This is a genomic window from Mesorhizobium sp. B3-1-6 (assembly GCF_006439555.1).
Classification (GTDB): Bacteria; Pseudomonadota; Alphaproteobacteria; order Rhizobiales; family Rhizobiaceae; genus Mesorhizobium.
This window is the reverse complement of record NZ_VFTM01000020.1, coordinates 100,526-117,114: the sequence shown is the minus strand read 5'-3', so window position 1 is coordinate 117,114 and position 16,589 is coordinate 100,526. Positions and strand designations below refer to the sequence as shown.

17 protein-coding genes and 2 pseudogenes are annotated in these 16,589 nt (G+C 64.4%); 8 read left to right on the top strand and 11 right to left on the bottom strand.

The window, feature by feature from the left end:
- Positions 1 to 105: 105 nt before the first annotated feature.
- A complete protein-coding gene (locus FJ414_RS18955; protein ID WP_140645875.1) occupies positions 106 to 1,593 on the bottom strand; it encodes a carboxypeptidase M32 in 1,488 nt (495 codons plus the stop codon).
- Between the two features lie 148 nt (positions 1,594 to 1,741).
- Between FJ414_RS18955 and FJ414_RS18950 the strand changes: the two genes are divergently transcribed.
- Positions 1,742 to 2,095, top strand: coding sequence for a DUF1304 domain-containing protein (locus FJ414_RS18950; RefSeq protein WP_140645874.1), 354 nt, complete (start codon positions 1,742 to 1,744; stop codon positions 2,093 to 2,095).
- 106 nt (positions 2,096 to 2,201) lie between these two features.
- Here FJ414_RS18950 and FJ414_RS18945 read toward each other — a convergent pair whose 3' ends face one another.
- The 8 genes from FJ414_RS18945 to FJ414_RS18910 all read right to left on the bottom strand — a co-directional run bounded on the left by FJ414_RS18945 (position 2,202) and on the right by FJ414_RS18910 (position 9,333).
- Entirely contained in the window at positions 2,202 to 2,627 is a 426-nt protein-coding gene (locus tag FJ414_RS18945; RefSeq protein WP_140645873.1) for a hypothetical protein, read from the bottom strand.
- Between the two features lie 356 nt (positions 2,628 to 2,983).
- The gene (locus tag FJ414_RS18940; protein WP_140645872.1) at positions 2,984 to 4,012 is read right to left on the bottom strand and encodes a peptidoglycan -binding protein; all 1,029 of its coding nucleotides are present in this window, start codon (positions 4,010 to 4,012) and stop codon (positions 2,984 to 2,986) included.
- A 1-nt stretch (position 4,013) separates the two neighbouring features.
- Positions 4,014 to 5,036, bottom strand: coding sequence for a MotA/TolQ/ExbB proton channel family protein (locus tag FJ414_RS18935; RefSeq protein WP_140645871.1), 1,023 nt, complete (start codon positions 5,034 to 5,036; stop codon positions 4,014 to 4,016).
- A gap of 111 nt (positions 5,037 to 5,147) precedes the next feature.
- Positions 5,148 to 5,840, bottom strand: a complete 693-nt coding sequence (locus tag FJ414_RS18930) for a hemolysin III family protein (protein WP_140645870.1) — start codon at positions 5,838 to 5,840, stop codon at positions 5,148 to 5,150.
- A gap of 192 nt (positions 5,841 to 6,032) precedes the next feature.
- A complete protein-coding gene (locus tag FJ414_RS18925; protein ID WP_140645869.1) occupies positions 6,033 to 6,833 on the bottom strand; it encodes an inositol monophosphatase family protein in 801 nt (266 codons plus the stop codon).
- 23 nt (positions 6,834 to 6,856) lie between these two features.
- Entirely contained in the window at positions 6,857 to 7,423 is a 567-nt protein-coding gene (gene efp, locus FJ414_RS18920; RefSeq protein WP_140645868.1) for an elongation factor P, read from the bottom strand.
- Between the two features lie 142 nt (positions 7,424 to 7,565).
- The gene (locus tag FJ414_RS18915) at positions 7,566 to 8,684 is read right to left on the bottom strand and encodes a tetratricopeptide repeat protein (protein WP_246672443.1); all 1,119 of its coding nucleotides are present in this window, start codon (positions 8,682 to 8,684) and stop codon (positions 7,566 to 7,568) included.
- Between the two features lies 1 nt (position 8,685).
- The gene (locus tag FJ414_RS18910) at positions 8,686 to 9,333 is read right to left on the bottom strand and encodes a thiamine phosphate synthase (protein ID WP_140645867.1); all 648 of its coding nucleotides are present in this window, start codon (positions 9,331 to 9,333) and stop codon (positions 8,686 to 8,688) included.
- A gap of 205 nt (positions 9,334 to 9,538) precedes the next feature.
- Here FJ414_RS18910 and FJ414_RS18905 point away from each other — a divergent pair.
- Together FJ414_RS18905 and FJ414_RS18900 are read left to right on the top strand one after the other, a co-directional pair.
- Positions 9,539 to 10,267, top strand: a pseudogene (locus FJ414_RS18905) (class I SAM-dependent methyltransferase).
- Between the two features lie 146 nt (positions 10,268 to 10,413).
- A complete protein-coding gene (locus tag FJ414_RS18900; RefSeq protein WP_140645866.1) occupies positions 10,414 to 10,812 on the top strand; it encodes a GFA family protein in 399 nt (132 codons plus the stop codon).
- On the opposite strand, the gene FJ414_RS18895 is transcribed toward FJ414_RS18900, so the two are convergent.
- Entirely contained in the window at positions 10,809 to 11,306 is a 498-nt protein-coding gene (locus tag FJ414_RS18895; RefSeq protein ID WP_140645865.1) for a GNAT family N-acetyltransferase, read from the bottom strand. The genes FJ414_RS18900 and FJ414_RS18895 overlap by 4 nt on opposite strands.
- Positions 11,307 to 11,469: 163 nt before the next feature.
- Between FJ414_RS18895 and FJ414_RS18890 the strand changes: the two are divergent.
- Positions 11,470 to 12,234 (top strand): annotated as a pseudogene (locus FJ414_RS18890) (sulfite exporter TauE/SafE family protein); the annotation flags it as partial.
- 47 nt (positions 12,235 to 12,281) lie between these two features.
- Here the strand turns inward: FJ414_RS18890 and FJ414_RS18885 are convergent.
- On the bottom strand, positions 12,282 to 12,833 hold the full coding sequence (locus FJ414_RS18885) for a DUF2269 family protein (RefSeq protein WP_140645864.1): 552 nt from the start codon (positions 12,831 to 12,833) through the stop codon (positions 12,282 to 12,284).
- Between the two features lie 561 nt (positions 12,834 to 13,394).
- Here FJ414_RS18885 and FJ414_RS18880 point away from each other — a divergent pair.
- From FJ414_RS18880 to ruvA, 4 genes are all read left to right on the top strand, one after another.
- Positions 13,395 to 13,925, top strand: a complete 531-nt coding sequence (locus tag FJ414_RS18880) for a DUF1465 family protein (RefSeq protein ID WP_140645863.1) — start codon at positions 13,395 to 13,397, stop codon at positions 13,923 to 13,925.
- A 308-nt stretch (positions 13,926 to 14,233) separates the two neighbouring features.
- Positions 14,234 to 15,298 (top strand): glycosyltransferase family 2 protein, encoded by a 1,065-nt coding sequence (locus tag FJ414_RS18875; protein WP_140645862.1) that lies wholly within the window; start codon positions 14,234 to 14,236, stop codon positions 15,296 to 15,298.
- A gap of 137 nt (positions 15,299 to 15,435) precedes the next feature.
- On the top strand, positions 15,436 to 15,945 hold the full coding sequence (gene ruvC, locus FJ414_RS18870; RefSeq protein WP_140645861.1) for a crossover junction endodeoxyribonuclease RuvC: 510 nt from the start codon (positions 15,436 to 15,438) through the stop codon (positions 15,943 to 15,945).
- 10 nt (positions 15,946 to 15,955) lie between these two features.
- Positions 15,956 to 16,576 (top strand): Holliday junction branch migration protein RuvA, encoded by a 621-nt coding sequence (gene ruvA / locus FJ414_RS18865; protein ID WP_140645860.1) that lies wholly within the window; start codon positions 15,956 to 15,958, stop codon positions 16,574 to 16,576.
- Positions 16,577 to 16,589: the final 13 nt, after the last annotated feature.

Here is a 16,589-nt window from a genome sequence, read left to right as displayed (position 1 = left end):
ATCCCCAAAAATCAGCGTTGAATCTGATTTGCCGGCCTGTGGGAATCCCAATTCCTTAAATCGTCACTACGGCCTAGTTCTCTGACGTGGTAACGACCCGCCGACTTATGCAGTTCCGTAACGCCTGCGCAGGTGCTCGGTGAAGTAAGCGGCGTTGAGCTTCTCGCCGGTGGCGCGCTCGAGCAGGTCCGGCGTCGACCACCGCGAGCCCTGTGACCAGATCTTTGCGCGACGCCACTCGTTGATGGCGCTGAAATCGCCCTTGGCGAGATCCTCGTCGGCGGACGGATGCTCCCTGGTCAGGGCCGCCCATTGCTGCGCGGCCATCATGGCGCCAAGCGTGTAGGAAGGGAAATAGCCGAAGGCGGCGCCCGGCCAATGCACGTCCTGCATCGGCCCGTCGGCCGGGTTGTCGATGGTCGAGAGGCCGAGATAGTCGCGCATCTTGGCGTCCCATGCCTCCGGCAGGTCGGTGACCTCCAGCCGGCCGGACACGAGTTCCTGCTCGAGCTCGTAGCGCAGGATGACATGCAGCGGATAGGTGACCTCGTCGGCGTCGACGCGGATCAGGCCGCGCTCGACATGGTGGACATGCGGCAGGATGTCGTCGAGCGACCAGGCTTCGCCGAGGTGTTTTTCGACCACCGGCAACGCCCAGCGCCAGAACGCCGGGTTGCGGCCGATCTGCTTTTCGACGAACAGGCTCTGGCTCTCATGCACGGCCATGCCGCGCGCCTTGCCGAGCGGCCAATGCGACCAGGCTTTCGGCAGGTTCTGTTCGTAAAGCGCGTGGCCGGTCTCGTGCAGCACGCCCATCAGCGCCGACAGGAAGTCGGAGGTCTTGTAGCGGGTGGTGATGCGCACGTCGGTCGGCACGCCGCCGCAGAAGGGATGGTGCGACACCGACAGCGAGCCATGGGTGAGGTCGAAGCCGACGGCCGCCATCATGGCAAGGCCGAGCTCGCGCTGGCGGTCGACGGCATAGGTGCCCGACAGCGGCTTCAACGGGTGTTTTGCCAGCCGCGCTTCCTGCATGGCCAGCGCACGCGGCAGGAAATCCTTGAGAAAGGCCTTCAGCTCGGCAAACACCGGCGTGATGTCGGCGGCGCGGTTGCCGGGATCATACTGCTCCATCAGCGCATCATAGGGGGCGAGGCCGAGGGCGTCGGCGCGCAGCGCCGCTTCCTCGCGCACCAGGGCCACGACGCCTTCCAGAGCCGGCAGGAAGCCGGCCCAATCGTTCTTGGCGCGCAGGTCGCGCCAGAGCTGTTCGGAACGCATGCGCGCCACCGTCTGGCGCTCGACGAATTCGACAGGCAGGCAGGTGAGGTTGGTGTATTGGCGGCGCAACTCCCTGACCGCGGCCTGCTGCTCTTCGCTCAGCGGCTCGGCTTCGGCAGCCGCGATCCAGTCACCGATCTCCGGCGCGGTCGCCTGGGCGTGCAGCATGCCGGCAAGCGAGGACATCGCCTCGGCGCGCTTCTCGCCGCCGCCGACCGCCATATGCGTCGCCTCGTCGGCGCCGAGGATGGCCAAAGCATGCTCCAGCGCTTCGAGCTTGTGGCCGAGTTGGTCGAGTTTCTGGAAGGACATGGCGGGTTCCGGCTGCAAATGGGCTGGCGCGAAAAAGATACCAAGGCGCGAAGCTTGGCAACCCTGCTCGGCGAGGCCGGGGTCAACCTATCTTGCGCGGCGGCGTCGACGTGTGGTCAATGCTTGTCCGAACGAGCGGTGGGGAACAATGATCGGCAATATCCTGGTCGGGCTGGTGGCGCTGATCCACTGCTATATCGTCTACCTTGAGATGGTGTTGTGGGACACGCCGCGCGGCCACAAGGCGTTCAAGCTGACGACGGAATTCGCCAGCGCCTCGAAGGTGCTTGCCGCAAATCAGGGGCTCTATAACGGCTTTCTCGCCGCCGGCCTGATCTGGGGACTCTATCTCGGCGCCGGCGGATTCCAGATCAAGATGTTCTTCCTGCTTTGCGTCACTATTGCGGGCCTCTACGGCGCGGCGACGGTCGGCCGCAAGACACTCTTCATCCAGACTGTGCCGGCGGTGCTCGCCATCATCGCGCTTTGGCTCGGCGTGTAATCGAAGCAGGACGCGATCCAAAAAGGACGCCCTCGGGGCCAGGTCCCGCGGGCGCCAGTTGGTCCCTTCCTGTGTGCGGGCCGTCTCCTTGAAATGGCGAACCGCTTCAGCCGTTCGGGTAATTGCCACCGCCGTCGCCGTCGCCCACCATGAAGCCGCTGCCGGTGTCGTTCATCAGCCTCTGGTCGACATTGTCGAGGCGCCGCAGCATCTCATGATATTGCGCGGACGGTATCCTGCCGTGATCCGAGGCCGCGACATGCTCCGCGGCCTGGCTGATATGCGCGGCGCGCATGTGCAGTCGGTGCGCTTCCGAAGCCGAAATGTTGTTTGCCTGCCGGGCATCGGTGATGCCCTGATCCACGCCCTGGATCTGATCGATCAGGCTGGTCACACGCGGGCCGATGAAATTGGCTGGAGGGGTCGCATCGAGAAGTCCCTTGTGGTGCCCGGCCGCATAGGCGCCGGCGAGCGGGGCCGCGATCAGAACCGCAGCGAGGATTGCAGTCTTGAGAGATGTTGAAGCGCGCATGGCGGCGCATCCTTCTACCAGGAAGGGAGCGGCCGCGCCGCGTCGCCTTCCGACCTTCCGGGCCGTCCGGTTCCGTCGCGTCGCGATGGGAGGCATCGCCGGCGGGACCCCGGCCCTGCGCGGCAAGTTAGGTGCGTCGATTCGCGATGTGTAATTAAAAAAAAGATAATGTTTTCAGGCCTTGCCGCCGGAACTTGGCGCGCTAAGTATTCAGCCGACAAACAACTTCCCGTGACTTTGCGTGATCCTAAAGCGCGTCGCGATCTTTCAGATCCGCTCCGTACGCTTTAGGGTTTTGATTCTACGCATGTCTTTGTCCCGAAACCGGTTCCCGCTTTCGGGAGACATGCTTCAAATCACCGTTCGGTGAGCTTCAGTTCAATGCGGCGGTTCTTGCTGCGCGCCTCGTCGGTGTCGGCCGGGTCGAGCGGCTGGAATTCGCCGAAGCCGGCGGCCACCAGCCGGTTGGCCGGCACGCCGTTCTCGATCAGGAACTTCACGACGGACGTCGCGCGCGCGGTCGACAATTCCCAGTTGTCGCGGTAGCGGCCGGTGCCGGAGAGCGGCTGGTTGTCGGTGTGGCCGTCGACGCGCAGCACCCAGCTGATCTCGGGCGGGATTTCCTTCTGCAATTCGATGATAGCGTCGGCGAGCTTCTTCATCTCGACCTTGCCGGCGTCGTTGATCACGTCGGAGCCGGTCGGAAACAGCACCTCCGACTGGAAGACGAAGCGGTCGCCGACAATGCGGATGTTCTCGCGGTCGGCGAGGATCTCGCGCAGCCGGCCGAAGAAATCGGAACGGTAGCGGTTGAGTTCCTGGACGCGCTGCGCCAGCGCGACGTTCAGGCGGCGGCCCAGATCGGCGATCTTGGTGTTGGAGACGCGGTCGCGCTGCTCGGAGACGTTGAGCGCGTCTTCCAGCGCGCCGATCTGCTTGCGAAGAGCGGCGATCTGCTGGTTGAGGATCTCGACCTGGCTCAGCGCCTGCTGGCTGATCTGGCGCTGGTTGCCGAGTTCGCCGGACAGCTGGTCGGCGCGCTTGCTGGCCGCGTCGCCGGCGCCGGCGCCCTGCGCCAGCAATTGCTCGAGGCGGCTCTTTTCAGCCTGCGCCGCCGACAGCGATGCCTGCAGGTTGGCGAGCGAATCCTCCTTGTCCTGGCTGTTCGTGCGTTCCAGCGCGAGCAGCTGGGTCAGCTCGTTGATTTGCGAGTTGAGGCGGTTGAGCACCGTGTCCTTGCCGGAGATCTCGCGGCTGAGCAGGAACTGCGCCAGCACGAAGACGGTGAGCAGGAACATGATCGCCAAGAGCAGCGTCGACAAGGCATCGACGAAGCCCGGCCAGTAGTCGATGCGGCGGTCGGCGCGCCGTCTTGCCAGTGCCACGTCAGTGGACCCCTTGCTTCTTCAGCGCGTCGGCGATTTTTTCCAGCGTGTTGCGCATGGCCTTCTGCTCGTCGGACTGGGCTTCGACCCAGTCGCGCATGATCTGCTGCTCGGAGCGCATGTTCTTCACCAGCCCTGAGATGCCGTCGGCAAGATTGGCCATGGCGGTGGCGACGCGCGGATTGGAGCCGCCGCCATTCTCCTGCAGGCTGCGCAGCCGCTCCGATAGCAGGCGGATGTCCTCGGAGGATTCGGCTGTTTTCGACGTCTCGGACACGACGATGTCCGATGACAGATCGGTGACCGAGGACAGCCAGTTTTCGAGCTCGGTGTAGAAGCGGGTCTGGGCGCGGCCGGCCTGCAGGTCGAGGAAGCCGAGCACAAGCGAGCCGGAAAGGCCGAACAGCGAGGACGAGAACGCGGTGCCCATGCCGGCGAGCGGCGCCGACAGGCCTTGCTTGAGCGCGTCGAGAACGGCGGCGGCGTCGCCGGTGCCCGGGTCCAGCGCCTCGATCGTCTCGCGGATCGAGGCGATGGTGTTGAGCAGGCCCCAGAAGGTGCCGAGCAGGCCGAGGAACACAAGCAGGCCGACCAGATAGCGCGAGGTGTCGCGGCTCTCGTCGAGGCGGGTGGCGATGGAATCGAGCATCGTGCGCATCGAGGAGGTCGAAAACGCGATCGTCGACGAGCGGCCGATCATCGCCTTCATCGGCGCCAAAAGCACCGGCTCGGTGGTTTCGGAGCCGGCGCGGAAGGAATTGACCCAGCGCACCTCGCGGAACAGCCGCCCGACCTGGGCAAAAGCGAGCAGGATGCCCACCACAAGCACGCCGACGATCAGTCCGTTGAGGCCCGGATTAGAGGAGAAGGCGGTCGAGATCTGGCGGGTGAGGATGGCGGCGATGAAAGCGACGATGATCAGGAAGATCACCATGGTGAGCAGGAAGACCTGCGGGCTCGACAGCTTGTGCGGATCATAGACCAGGACGTCCGATCGCCTGCCGAAGGATCTGAGAAAAGCCATCCGTGCCCCGTTTCCGATGCCACCGCCGCAGAATTGCCGCGACTCTAAACGGAATTGTGACCAAATTGAATGGCGCTTGGCAATATGGCCCGATAGGCCGGCGCCACAGGCCTAGAACCGGTTGATCACCAGGCAGTCGACCATGGCGGCCAAATGCAGGCCGGCGCCGGTGACGACGAAGCCGTGCCAGACGGCATTGTGGAAGCGCAGGCCCTTCCAGGCGAAGAAGACGACGCCGCAGGAATAGATGATGCCGCCGGCGACGAGCAGCGCGACCGAGGTTGTCGGCAGCGTCTCGACCAGCGGGCCGGCGAGTACCACGCCGCTCCAGCCGATGGCGAGATAGAAGACGATGGCCAGCCGGTCGTAGCGCCCGGGCAGGAACATCTTGATGGCGATGCCGGCCGCTGCCGCGCTCCATACGACGACGATCATGGGCAGCGCCAGCGGCGTGTTGTGGAGTTGGGCGAGGAAGGGCGTGTAGGTGGCGGCGATCAGGAGATAGATCGCGGCGTGATCGAAGCGGCGCAGGATCCATTTCGCCGGCCACGAGACCGGCCACAGATTGTAAGTCAGCGATACGGACAGCACGGTGAGCAGCGACACCACGTAAAAGACGGCTGCGGTGTATTCGCCTGGACCGGAATGAAAAGCGGCAAGCGCCAGGAAAGTCGAGCCGGCAGCGATCGCCAGCACGATGCCCACTGCATGCACGATGCCGTCGGCGATTATCTCGGCGCGCGAATAATGCCAGCGCCCCACAAAGGGGATGTCAAGCTGGGTATCTGGCCGCACATCGTTCATAAAATGGTCCTGCTGTCCCTTGATCTGGGCAGTCGCGGACCAGTATTTCAAGTTTCGGTTGCGGTTTTGCGACTGCGGAGCGGCGCGTCCTTTCGACGCGCAAAGGACACGGCAGCACTTTGATTTGCACACGATCCTTCCCGAAAATCGATTCCGACTTTCGCAGTAAGGGCGCTTCGCGCGCGCCGCCTCTCAGCGCGACGACAGCGGCTTCTTCACGGTCTTGAGAAGCGCGCGCTGGATGACCTCATTGCCGGCGACGACCTCGCCGCTGTCCAGCATGTCCTGTCCGCCATCCATATCGGAGACGAAGCCGCCGGCTTCGCGCACCAGAAGGATGCCCGCGGCGATGTCCCAGGACGACAGGCCGGTTTCCCAGAAGCCGTCCATGCGGCCGGCCGCGACATAGGCGAGATCGAGCGCGGCGGAGCCAAGGCGGCGTACGCCGGAGACTTCGGCCATGACGTTGCGCAGCTCGATCAGGAAATTGCCGTGCTGGCCGCGGCCGAGATGCGGCACGCCGCAGCCGATCACCGCGTCGGTCAGCTTGGAGCGCCCGGCAACGCGCAGCCGACGGTCGTTCATGAAGGCGCCGCCGCCGCGCTCGGCCGTGTAGAGTTCGTCCATCGCCGGATTGTAGACGACGCCGGCGACGATCTGGCCCTGGCGCTCGAGCGCGATCGACACCGAGAAGACCGGAATGCCGTGCAGGAAGTTGGTGGTGCCGTCGAGCGGGTCGACAATCCAGCGGTGCTGGGCGTCCTCGCCTTCGACCGCGCCGCGTTCCTCCATCAGGAACGCATAGCCCGGCCGCGCCTTGGAAAGCTCGGCGAAGACGATCTCTTCGGCCTTGCGGTCGGCCTGGCTGACATAGTCGCCCGGGCCTTTCATCGAGACCTGCAGGTTCTGCACCTCGCCGAAGTCGCGCGACAGCGAGCGGCCGGCCTTCATCGCGGCCTGGACCATGACGTTGAGGAGAGCGGAACGCGCCATTTTTTCTTCCTGCTTTTTTGCCGTTAATCCGCGCGGCGCATGTAGGTGATTTCGTTGGTGTCGACGATGATGCGCTCGCCGGCCGAGATGAAGGGCGGCACCAGCACGCGGATGCCGTTCTCCAGCACCGCCGGCTTGTAGGAGGAGGCAGCCGTCTGGCCCCTAACCACCGGGTCGGCCTCGGTAATGGTCAGCGTTACCTGGTCGGGCAGCGAAATGCCGATCGGCCGCTCCTCGTAAAGCTGCACCGTCACCATCATGCCGTCCTGCAGGAAGGCGGCGCGCTCGCCAACGAAGTCCTTGGCCAGTTCGAGCTGCTCGTAGCTTTCGGTATCCATGAAGACCAGGGCGTCGCCCTGCTCGTAGAGGAACGAAAAATCCTTCAGATCGAGCCGGATCTGCTCGACGGTCTCGGCCGAGCGGAAGCGCTCGTTGAGCTTGGTGCCGTTGATCAGGTTCTTCAGCTCGACCTGATTGTAGGCGCCGCCCTTGCCAGGCTTGACGGTGTTGGTCTTGACCGCCACCCACAGCCCGCCATCGTGCTCGATGACATAGCCGGGACGGATTTCGTTGCCACTGATCTTGGCCATGATGAACTGATCCGGAATGAGATTTTTCTGGCGCGGGTCGCGCTTTGGCGCCTCCAAGACCACAAATTACACGCAGTAGCAAGGGAGGGAGGCAAGGGAGGGGACCCAAGCGAGCCCGGACAGGGCTCCGTGGCGCCATGCGTCAACGCAGGCGATTTGCCTTTTGCAGCGCCTGCTTGGTCTGGTCGTCGTCGAGGCCCTGCAGGAAATCGTCCATCCGCGGGTCGATCAGGCCGGCGCGGCGGGCGACGATGTACCAGGCGCCGGCAAGGATCAGGTCCGGATCGGTGCCGATGCCGCCCATATAGAGCTTGGCGAGGCGGTTCTGGGCGGCGACATTGCCGCCCTCCGCCGCCCGCTTCATCCAGGCAAAGCCCGATTTCAGGTCGCGCCCGCCGCCGCGTCCCTCGATCATCCAGGCGGCGAGATCGATCTGCGCGGTGTCGTAGTTCTGCCTCGCGGCCTGCGCCAGCAGACGACGCGCCTGGGCGTCGTCATGCGGCTTGCCGCCGACGCCGTTGGCGTAGAGCTGCGCCATCGCATATTGCGCATCGGCAAGGCCGGTGGCGGCGGCGCGCTCGTAGTAGACGGCGGCCTTCACCAGGCCGTCATCGCCCGGATCCTGCTGGACGAGCAACTGGGCGAAATTGAACTGCGCAAGCCGGTTGCCGGCCTCGGCCGAGGCCTGCATCAGCGCGAAGGCGCCCTTTTCGTCCTTCTTCACATAACGGCCGTCGAGCAGCATCAGCGCATATTGGAACTGTGCCTCCGGCACGCCCTGTTCGGCGGCCAGCGCATACCATTTGCCGGCCTCGGCCGGATTGAGCGGCACGCCAAGTCCGCGCGACAGGATTTCGGCCACCAGCGTCTCGGCCGCCGGATCGCCGTTCTTGGCCCGGTCCATGGCGAGGTTGTAGGCGGTCTTGTACAGCCCGCGCTGGAAGGCGCCGTAGGCGGCGTCCGGCTGCTTGGCGCCGAAGCGGTCGGGATTGACGGCGTCGGCCGATGGCGGCGTCATGGTGGCCGGTTGCGGCAAGGTGTTTTGGATCGGCTTGTCGATGTGCGTGGCGGTGCCGAACCTGCTCGCATCCGGCTCGCCGGCATCCGGCGTTGCCGTATTCGGCTTGACCGTATTCGGTGTGCCGGAGTCCGGAGTGCCGGCATCCGGCCGCTGCTGTGGCAGCGGGATGGTCTCAGCCGCCATCGCCGCCTGCGCAAACAAGCCGGCCAGGACAACCAGAGAAAGGACACGCAGGCGCATGTCAGTCCTCGAAACGCGGCGCGGTTTCATCGAGCAGGGCGTTGGCGGCGGCGATCGCCGCCCGCGGGTCGCGCCCGTCGGCAAAGACGGCGCTGGACAGCGCCACGAACTCGGCGCCGGTCGCGGCCACCGTCTCGACGGAAGCAAGCTCGGAGCCAGCCATGACGACGCAGGGGATCGAAATCATCTCCGCCCACCATTTGCCGAGGGTGAGGTTGCGGTGGTGCGGCTCCGGCTTGTTGTCATAGCCGAAACGGCCGAAGAACATATAGTCGGGCCGCTCCTCGCCGAGCTCCAGCGCCTCGTCGCGCGTCTTGGCGCCGCCGACGCCGACCATCATCTTGCCGGCCAGGCGCTCGATCGCCTCGGCCAGTTCCGCCGACTTCACTTCGACATGGATGCCGTCGGCCTGGACGCGCCCGGCGATGCGGCTGTCGCCGGCGATGATGACGGCGACGCCGGCACTTTGAGCGATCGGCACGATCCTTTCGGCGAAGGCCTGGAAGGAGGCATCGTCCATGCCGTTGTCGGGCAGGATCAGCGAGGCGACGTCACCGCCCTCGAACGCCGCGCAGATCTGCTCCGCCGGCACGAGCGGGGGCGCGATCAGCACGATGCGGCAGCGGTTGGGCGGAGTTAAATCGTTCATTGGCCTTCGATCCCGGTTTCGCCTATGCCGGGCGAAGATGGTTGCATTGCGGCATAGAGCAAAGGGGGCAGCTTGAACAGCAGCCGCGCGGCGCCAGGGCCAAAATGCTTAACCTGTGGCTTGCGTCGCCCATTCGGGTTCCGAGGATGGCGTTGGAAGCCGAGGGGACGCCCGCTAGATATGCAGGCAAAAGCAGGACAGGCACATGGCGCAAAACATCTACGACCGTCCGGATTTCTTCGACGGCTATAGCCGTCTCGGCCGCTCGGTCGAGGGCCTGGACGGCGCGCCCGAATGGCCGGCGCTGCGCGCCATGTTGCCCGACGTCCATGGGCTGAGCATCGTCGATCTCGGTTGCGGGTTCGGCTGGTTCTGCCGCTGGGCGCGCTCGCATGGCGCGAGCGAAGTCCTCGGCCTCGACCTGTCGGAAAAGATGCTTGCGCGGGCACGCGCCGCCGGCTCCGACGATGCCGTCACCTACCGGCGCGCCGACCTCGACGAGCTCAGTCTGCCAAAGGCCCGTTTCGACCTCGCCTACAGCTCGCTTGCCTTGCATTATGTCGGCGATGCCGCGGGCTTGTTCGCGACCGTCCACCAGGCTCTGGTTCCCGGCGGAACCTTCGTCTTCTCGACGGAACATCCGATCTACATGGCGCCGACCAACCCGGGCTGGTCCGTCGATGCCGCAGGCAGGAAGACATGGCCGGTCGACCGGTATCTGGTCGAGGGACCGCGCACCACAGACTGGTTCACCAAGGGCGTGGTCAAACACCACCGCACCATCGGCACGACGCTCAATTTGCTGATCCAGGCCGGATTCAGCATCGGGCATGTCGAGGAATTTTGCCCGTCGGACGAGTAGATCGCCGCCCGGCCGGAACTGGCCGAAGAACTCGAGCGGCCGATGTTCCTGCTGGTCCAGGCGCGGCGGTGATGAACTCAGCTTGAAGCTAACCTCGCGCACCCGGCCACATTCGCCAGCGCCGAATGTCGGGATCTGGCGCAAGTTCGGCGCATTCCTTGGCGACTCCCGCACGCCCCCGGCACTAAGCTGTGCTCGCTGCCTCAAGGAGGTTTCGCATGCGCGGCCATTGCTTATGTGGTGCTGTTGCCTTTGAAGTCGATGGCTCGGCACAGGCCTGCGTGGTTTGCCATTGTGAAAGTTGTCGGCGGCAATGTTCTGCGCCGATGACCGCCTACATTGGCGTACTGGACGGCCAATGGCGATGGCTGGACAAACCACCGAAGGTATTCAACTCTTCTCCCGGCGTGGAAAGAACATTTTGCGATCACTGTGGCTCGCCGCTTTCCTTCCGCTCAAAGAACATGTCTGGTGTCATGCATTTCTTTGCGGCGGCGATGGCGGAGCCGGAAAAATTTGTGCCTACGCTACATGTCGCTTTCGAGGAAAAGCTCCCTTGGTTGAAACTCGCCGACGGCCTGCCGACGCGTTTTGGGCCTGACTATACGAAAGGCTAGAGGGGGCCGGCGCTTCCGTGAAACGCTGAGCCGCGATAAAGCTCCAGCTTGTAGCCGATATGGCTGGCCTTGAAGCCCAGGCGCTCATAGAAGCGATGCGCCTCGAGCCGGCTCTTGTTGGTCGTCAGCTGGACGACGCGGCAGCCGCGCTCGCGGCATTTGTCGATCGCCCATTCGAAGAGGCGCTGTCCCAAGCCCTCGCCACGCCGCTCCGCCGCGACGCGCACCGCCTCGATCAGGCCGCGCCGGGCACCGCGCAGCGACAGTCCGGCGATAAAGGCGATCTGCAGCGTGCCGATGACATCGTCGCCGTCGGTCATCACCGCGAGGAACTGGTTCGGATCGCCGTCTATCGCCGCGAAGGCGTCCAGATAGGCCCGCGACAGCGGCGGGCCGGCGTCTTCGCGGGCCTGACCGAGCGCGTCGTCGGCAAGCATCGCGACGATCGCAGCAATGTCCGCTTCGCGCGCCTTGCGAATGCTGATGGCGCTCATTTCCATACCTCGAGACAGCGAGCCGGCCGAACGACGAACCTTGGCCGTGCGGCAGGTCGTCGATATCAGGCCGGCAATAGCGGATGCCGGCATTAATGACTATCCGGGCGGCGCTGTTCTGCGCTATGGCTGAATTCCCGCCTTCTCCAACCTTCCCTTGCCGATGTCAGGCCTGCTCAGCGACCCGTGGTTCTATGCCGCCGCCATTCCGGCGGTGATCCTTGTCGGCCTGTCGAAAGGCGGCTTCGGCGGCGCCGTCGGTTTCGTCGGCGTGCCGTTGATGGCGCTGACCATCCCGCCGGTTCAGGCGGCCGCCATCCTGCTGCCGATCCTGTGCCTGATGGATGTGGTTTCCGTGTGGACCTGGTGGGGCGTCTACGACCGCAAGATGCTGGTCGACATGATGCCTGGCGCCGTCATCGGCATCGGGCTCGGCTGGCTGACAGCGGCTTTGGTCACACAGGAGATGGTGCGGCTGATCGTCGGCGCGGTCGCGCTGGTGTTCGTGCTGCGCTGGATTTACCTGCAGTTCCGCCACGGCGCCGACCATGCGGCGGAACCGAACCGCATTGCCGCCGCCTTTTGGGGCACGGTCGCCGGTTTCACCAGCTTCGTCGCCCATGTCGGCGGCCCGCCCTTCCAGGTCTATGCGCTGCCGATCCGGCTCGACCCGAAAGTGCTGTCGGGCACGGCGGCGATCTTCTTTGCCGCCACCAACGCGCTGAAGCTCATCCCCTATTTCGCGCTCGGCCAGTTCGACACCACCAACCTCACAGCGTCGGCGGTGCTGATGCCCCTGGCGCCGCTTTCCACCATCGCCGGGGCGTGGCTGGTGCGCCGCATGCGGCCGGAAATCTTCTACCCGTTCACCTACGCCACCGTCGCGGTGGTCGCCGTCAAGTTGCTGTGGGATGGTCTTGCCGGCTTGTGGTGGGGTGGGCCTGAGGGGGCCATCAGGCCACCCCACCACAAGTTTCAGGCGGCGCTCGGCACCATCTGGCGGCCGCCGCCGAAGGCGAGCGCGGCGCCCAGCGCAACCACCATGACCATGCCAGCAAGAATGCCGATGTCGTGCAAAGTGGGCTTCAGCACCATGTCGGCGATGATCACCAGCATCACCGCATAATCGAGGCGCGCCCAGTTCATCATGCGCTGGCCGATGGCAAGAACGGCCGGCGTCACGCCCTGCTCGGCGATCATGACACCCATGCGCTCGCCGGTCGGCTTGAAGACGAGCATGCCGATCGAGAAGGTCGTGGCATAGCCGACGAGGCCGATGGCGATCCACAGGTCGGTAAAGCCGACCCAGAAGCCGCACATGATGAGGCCGAAGACCAGCGTCAGCATCGACATCGGCGCGAAGAACCTGCCGCCGAGCTGCCCGCTGGCGCGCATAGCCTGCAGCTTGTCCTCGATGTTGCCGGCACGCTCGGCCAGCACGCCGAGCAGGAACAGCACGAAGCCGCCGCCGACCCACAAAACGGCCGAAACGATGTGAAGGAATTTGACGATCGAATACCAATCCATGATCTGCTCCCGGATATCCCGCATGATTTCGAGCGGCGCGGATTTGCGCGCCGCTTCAGAGGAGCGGGCTTTTGCGTGGCGCGTGTTTCGGAACGATGTCGCGGCGGCAGCCAACATGTTTCGAAGGCCGCGATGACAGCATCCGAAATCCGGTTTTCGGGCGATCCCGCGCGGCGAGGCCGGCTGTCCTGTTCCGGCACAGAAAAGCGCGGTCGCTTAAAAAATCGTCGCTGCGTTAAGGGTTCATTAAGCTTTACGGGCGTTTACTATGCGCATCCAGTTTTGCTGGATTCTTACCGAGTGGTTGGAGCCACTTTGTTTGACGCCTCCCTGTTAAACTCCTGAGAGCCGCCTTATCCGCGGCTCTTTTTTTGTCCGCGGGCGGCAAGCCGGGTGCCATCCGCTTGCGGATGGCTGGAACGAGGCCTGCGTTAACCGTTTGTTAAACATGCGCTTGCCTTCATGGGCATCGAAGCGCATTTTCAAGCCTCAGTCATTTAGGGTGCGGGCCACGTCGGCAAGAATTGCCGAATCGGCCGACGGCAGTGCAGGGGCGTATCGATGAACGAGCCTTCGAAGGGCAGCGCGAAAACCATCAAATTGGCGGAGCGCCGGGTTTTCTCCCAATCCTTCAAGCCGCTCTACCAGGAAGGCATGGGGCTGGTCGAGCAGGCCGCCGAATATCTCGATGGCAAGGGCAGGCTCGAAGCCAAGAAATTGTCGCGCACGGCGGCGGCACTCTATGCGGCCGAGTCGATGCGGCTGACCACAAGGCTCATGCAGGTCGCCTCCTGGCTGCTTTTGCAGCGGGCGGCGAATTCCGGCGAGATGACGCGCGACCAGGTGGCCTCGGAGAAATCCAAGGTGCGACTCGACACCGCCTCCGCGCATGACGAGGCGCTCGGCTGGAAAGAGCTGCCCAAGGATTTTCTGGACCTCGTGACGCGCTCGCTGCGCCTGCAGGCGCTGGTGCGGCGCATGGACGAGGAAATCTATGGCGGCGTCATCAACGAGACGCACGCCCCCAGCCGGCGGGCCAACCCGGTTTCCGACCAGATCAGTCTCTTGAATACGGCTTTCGCGCGCGGCTGAAACCGCGTTTGCAGCAAACGCCGCGATAGCGGCGCGGGAAGCGGGAACCCACATCGTTCAATCGAGGCGCGATCTGGCGAGCCGCGATCGTGGCCGCAAGTCGAGCGCCTGCGACCCCGACTGCTCTTCGATACTGCGGGTAACCGTCGTTGCATCGAAGGCCATGCCGGCCTTCGCGAGAAATATTGCCCTTGTCTTGAAGCGATGGGCTCCTAGTTGGAGCCGTTCGCCGCAGCCGGGTCGACCCGAGCCGGTTTTGCAAGAAAATCACCGTCACTGTGACCAAAGCAGATTGCGAGGCTTGATCCGTGCATTCGCCATTGGACCGCATCCCGGTATCGATCATCATCCCCAATTACAACTACGAACAGTTTCTTGGACGCGCCATCGACAGCGCGTTGGAGCAGGACCACCGAAATGTCGAGGTCGTGGTCGTCGACGACGCATCGACGGACGCGTCGGTGGCCGTCATCGAATCCTACGGCGACAAGATCCGCTCGTGCCTCAGGCGCAGGAATGGCGGACATGCCGCTGCGTTCAATACGGGGTTCGAGGCGAGCACCGGGGAGATCGTTCTTTTCCTCGACGCCGACGATTATCTCTATCCGAACGCCGTCTCCGAGGTCCTGGACGAGTGGGACGCGGATGTCGCCCAGGCGCAATTCAGATTGCATCTCGTCGACGAGGACCAACATATCAAGGATGTCTTTCCGCCCCCGGAACAGCCGTTCGACTCGGGCGACGTCGTCCCGGAATTGTTGCGCAAGGGGCGCTACCGTACGACGGTGACGAGCGGGCTGGCGTTCGACCGTGAGGCGCTGGACCCGATAATGCCCATGCCCGAAAGCGATTTCCGGCAAGGCGCCGATGGCTATCTCGCAACGCTTGCGCCGCTGCACGGGGAGGTGAAATCCATCGACACCTGCCTTGGTGCTTACCGCATCCACGGTTCCAACCATTCGGTCTTTGCCGAAAAGCTTGCCGAGCGGGCGCGCTGGCGCGTGGCGCATGACTTCCGGCGCCTTGAAGCCTTGTCCGACCGGGCGGCCGAGATCGGTCTGACCGTGCCGCCGGATGCCGGCCTTCGCGATCCGGTTCATCTGGAAGAGCGACTGGCCTCGCTTTGCGTCGACGAGCCCCGGCATCCGGTCGCGACCGACTCCCGGCTGGGACTGGCAAAAGCGGGCGCCGCCGCCAGTCTGGAAATGAACGCATCCTGGCGGCGGCGGGCTGCGCTGGCAGCCTGGTTCCTCTGCATCGGGCTCCTGCCGCGGCGCATGGGAAATGCAGTCCTGGCATGGAAGCTCGTCGCGTCGTCGAGGCCGGCATTTCTCACGCGGCTGTCGAAAACCATCCGTCGCGTGACGAACTAAATTAGATCCGGATTTCGGGCCGGCCAGCCTGTGAACGCCAGCTTGATGGGATTTCGAATGCGTTCTTAAGATCGCGATTGTTTCTGGTTTGTTCACATTTCGCTGGCATCGCTTGCCGCCACGGCTAGACTTGGCGCATGGGGGAAGCGATTCGCATCATCGGTATCGATCCGGGGCTGAGGCGCACCGGTTGGGGTATTGTCGACAGCGTGGGCAATTCGCTGCGCTTCGTCGCGTCCGGCACGGTGCGGTCCGACGAAAAGGAGTCGTTGGCGACAAGACTCTGCCAGCTGCATGACGGTTTGGCCGAGGTGCTGCACCAAGCCATGCCGCATGAGGCAGCGGTCGAGCAGACTTTCGTCAACAAGGACGCCACGGCGACGCTGAAGCTCGGCCAGGCGCGCGGTATCGCCATGCTGGTGCCGGCGCGTGCCGGGCTGGTGGTCGCTGAATATGCCCCCAATGCCATCAAGAAGGCGGTTATCGGCGTCGGCCACGGCGAGAAGAAGCAAATCCATATGATGGTCAAGGTGCTGATGCCGAAGGCGATCTTCGACACCGACGATGCTGCCGACGCCCTTGCCATCGCCATCTGCCATGCGCATCACCGCCAAAGCGTCGCCTACCGGATGGCAGCGCTGGCGTGAGGGGACAATCATGATCGGCAAGCTCAAGGGCACGCTGGACGAGATCGACGAGGACTCCTGCCTCGTCGACGTGCACGGCGTCGGCTATGTCGCGCATTGCTCGGCGCGCACGCTGGCGTCGCTGCCGTCGCCCGGCGAGGCGGTGGTGCTGTTCATCGAGACCTATGTGCGAGAGGACATGATCCGGCTCTACGGCTTTCAGTCGGCGCTGGAGCGCGAGTGGTTCCGGCTTTTGATGAACAATGTGCAGGGCGTCGGTGCCAAGGTGGCGCTGGCCATCCTGTCGACGCTGGCACCGGCCGAGCTCGCCAATGCGATCGCGCTGCGCGACATCGCCATGGTCTCCAGAGCGCCAGGCGTCGGCAAGAAGGTGGCGGAGCGCATCGTCACCGAATTGCGCACCAAGGCGCCTGCCTATGCGGGCGCGGCCAGCGGCACGATCGGCCTCAAGCAGGAGCTCGGCGAAGGCGTCGCGGCGGCACCGATTACGGATGCGGTCTCGGCGCTGGTCAATCTCGGCTATTCGCGCGACATCGCGGCGAACGCGGTTGCGGCAGCGCTGAAATCGGCCGGCGAGGGCGCGGATGCATCCAAGCTGATCCGCTTCGGCCTTAAGGAACTGGCGCGGTGAGGCGGCGCTTGTT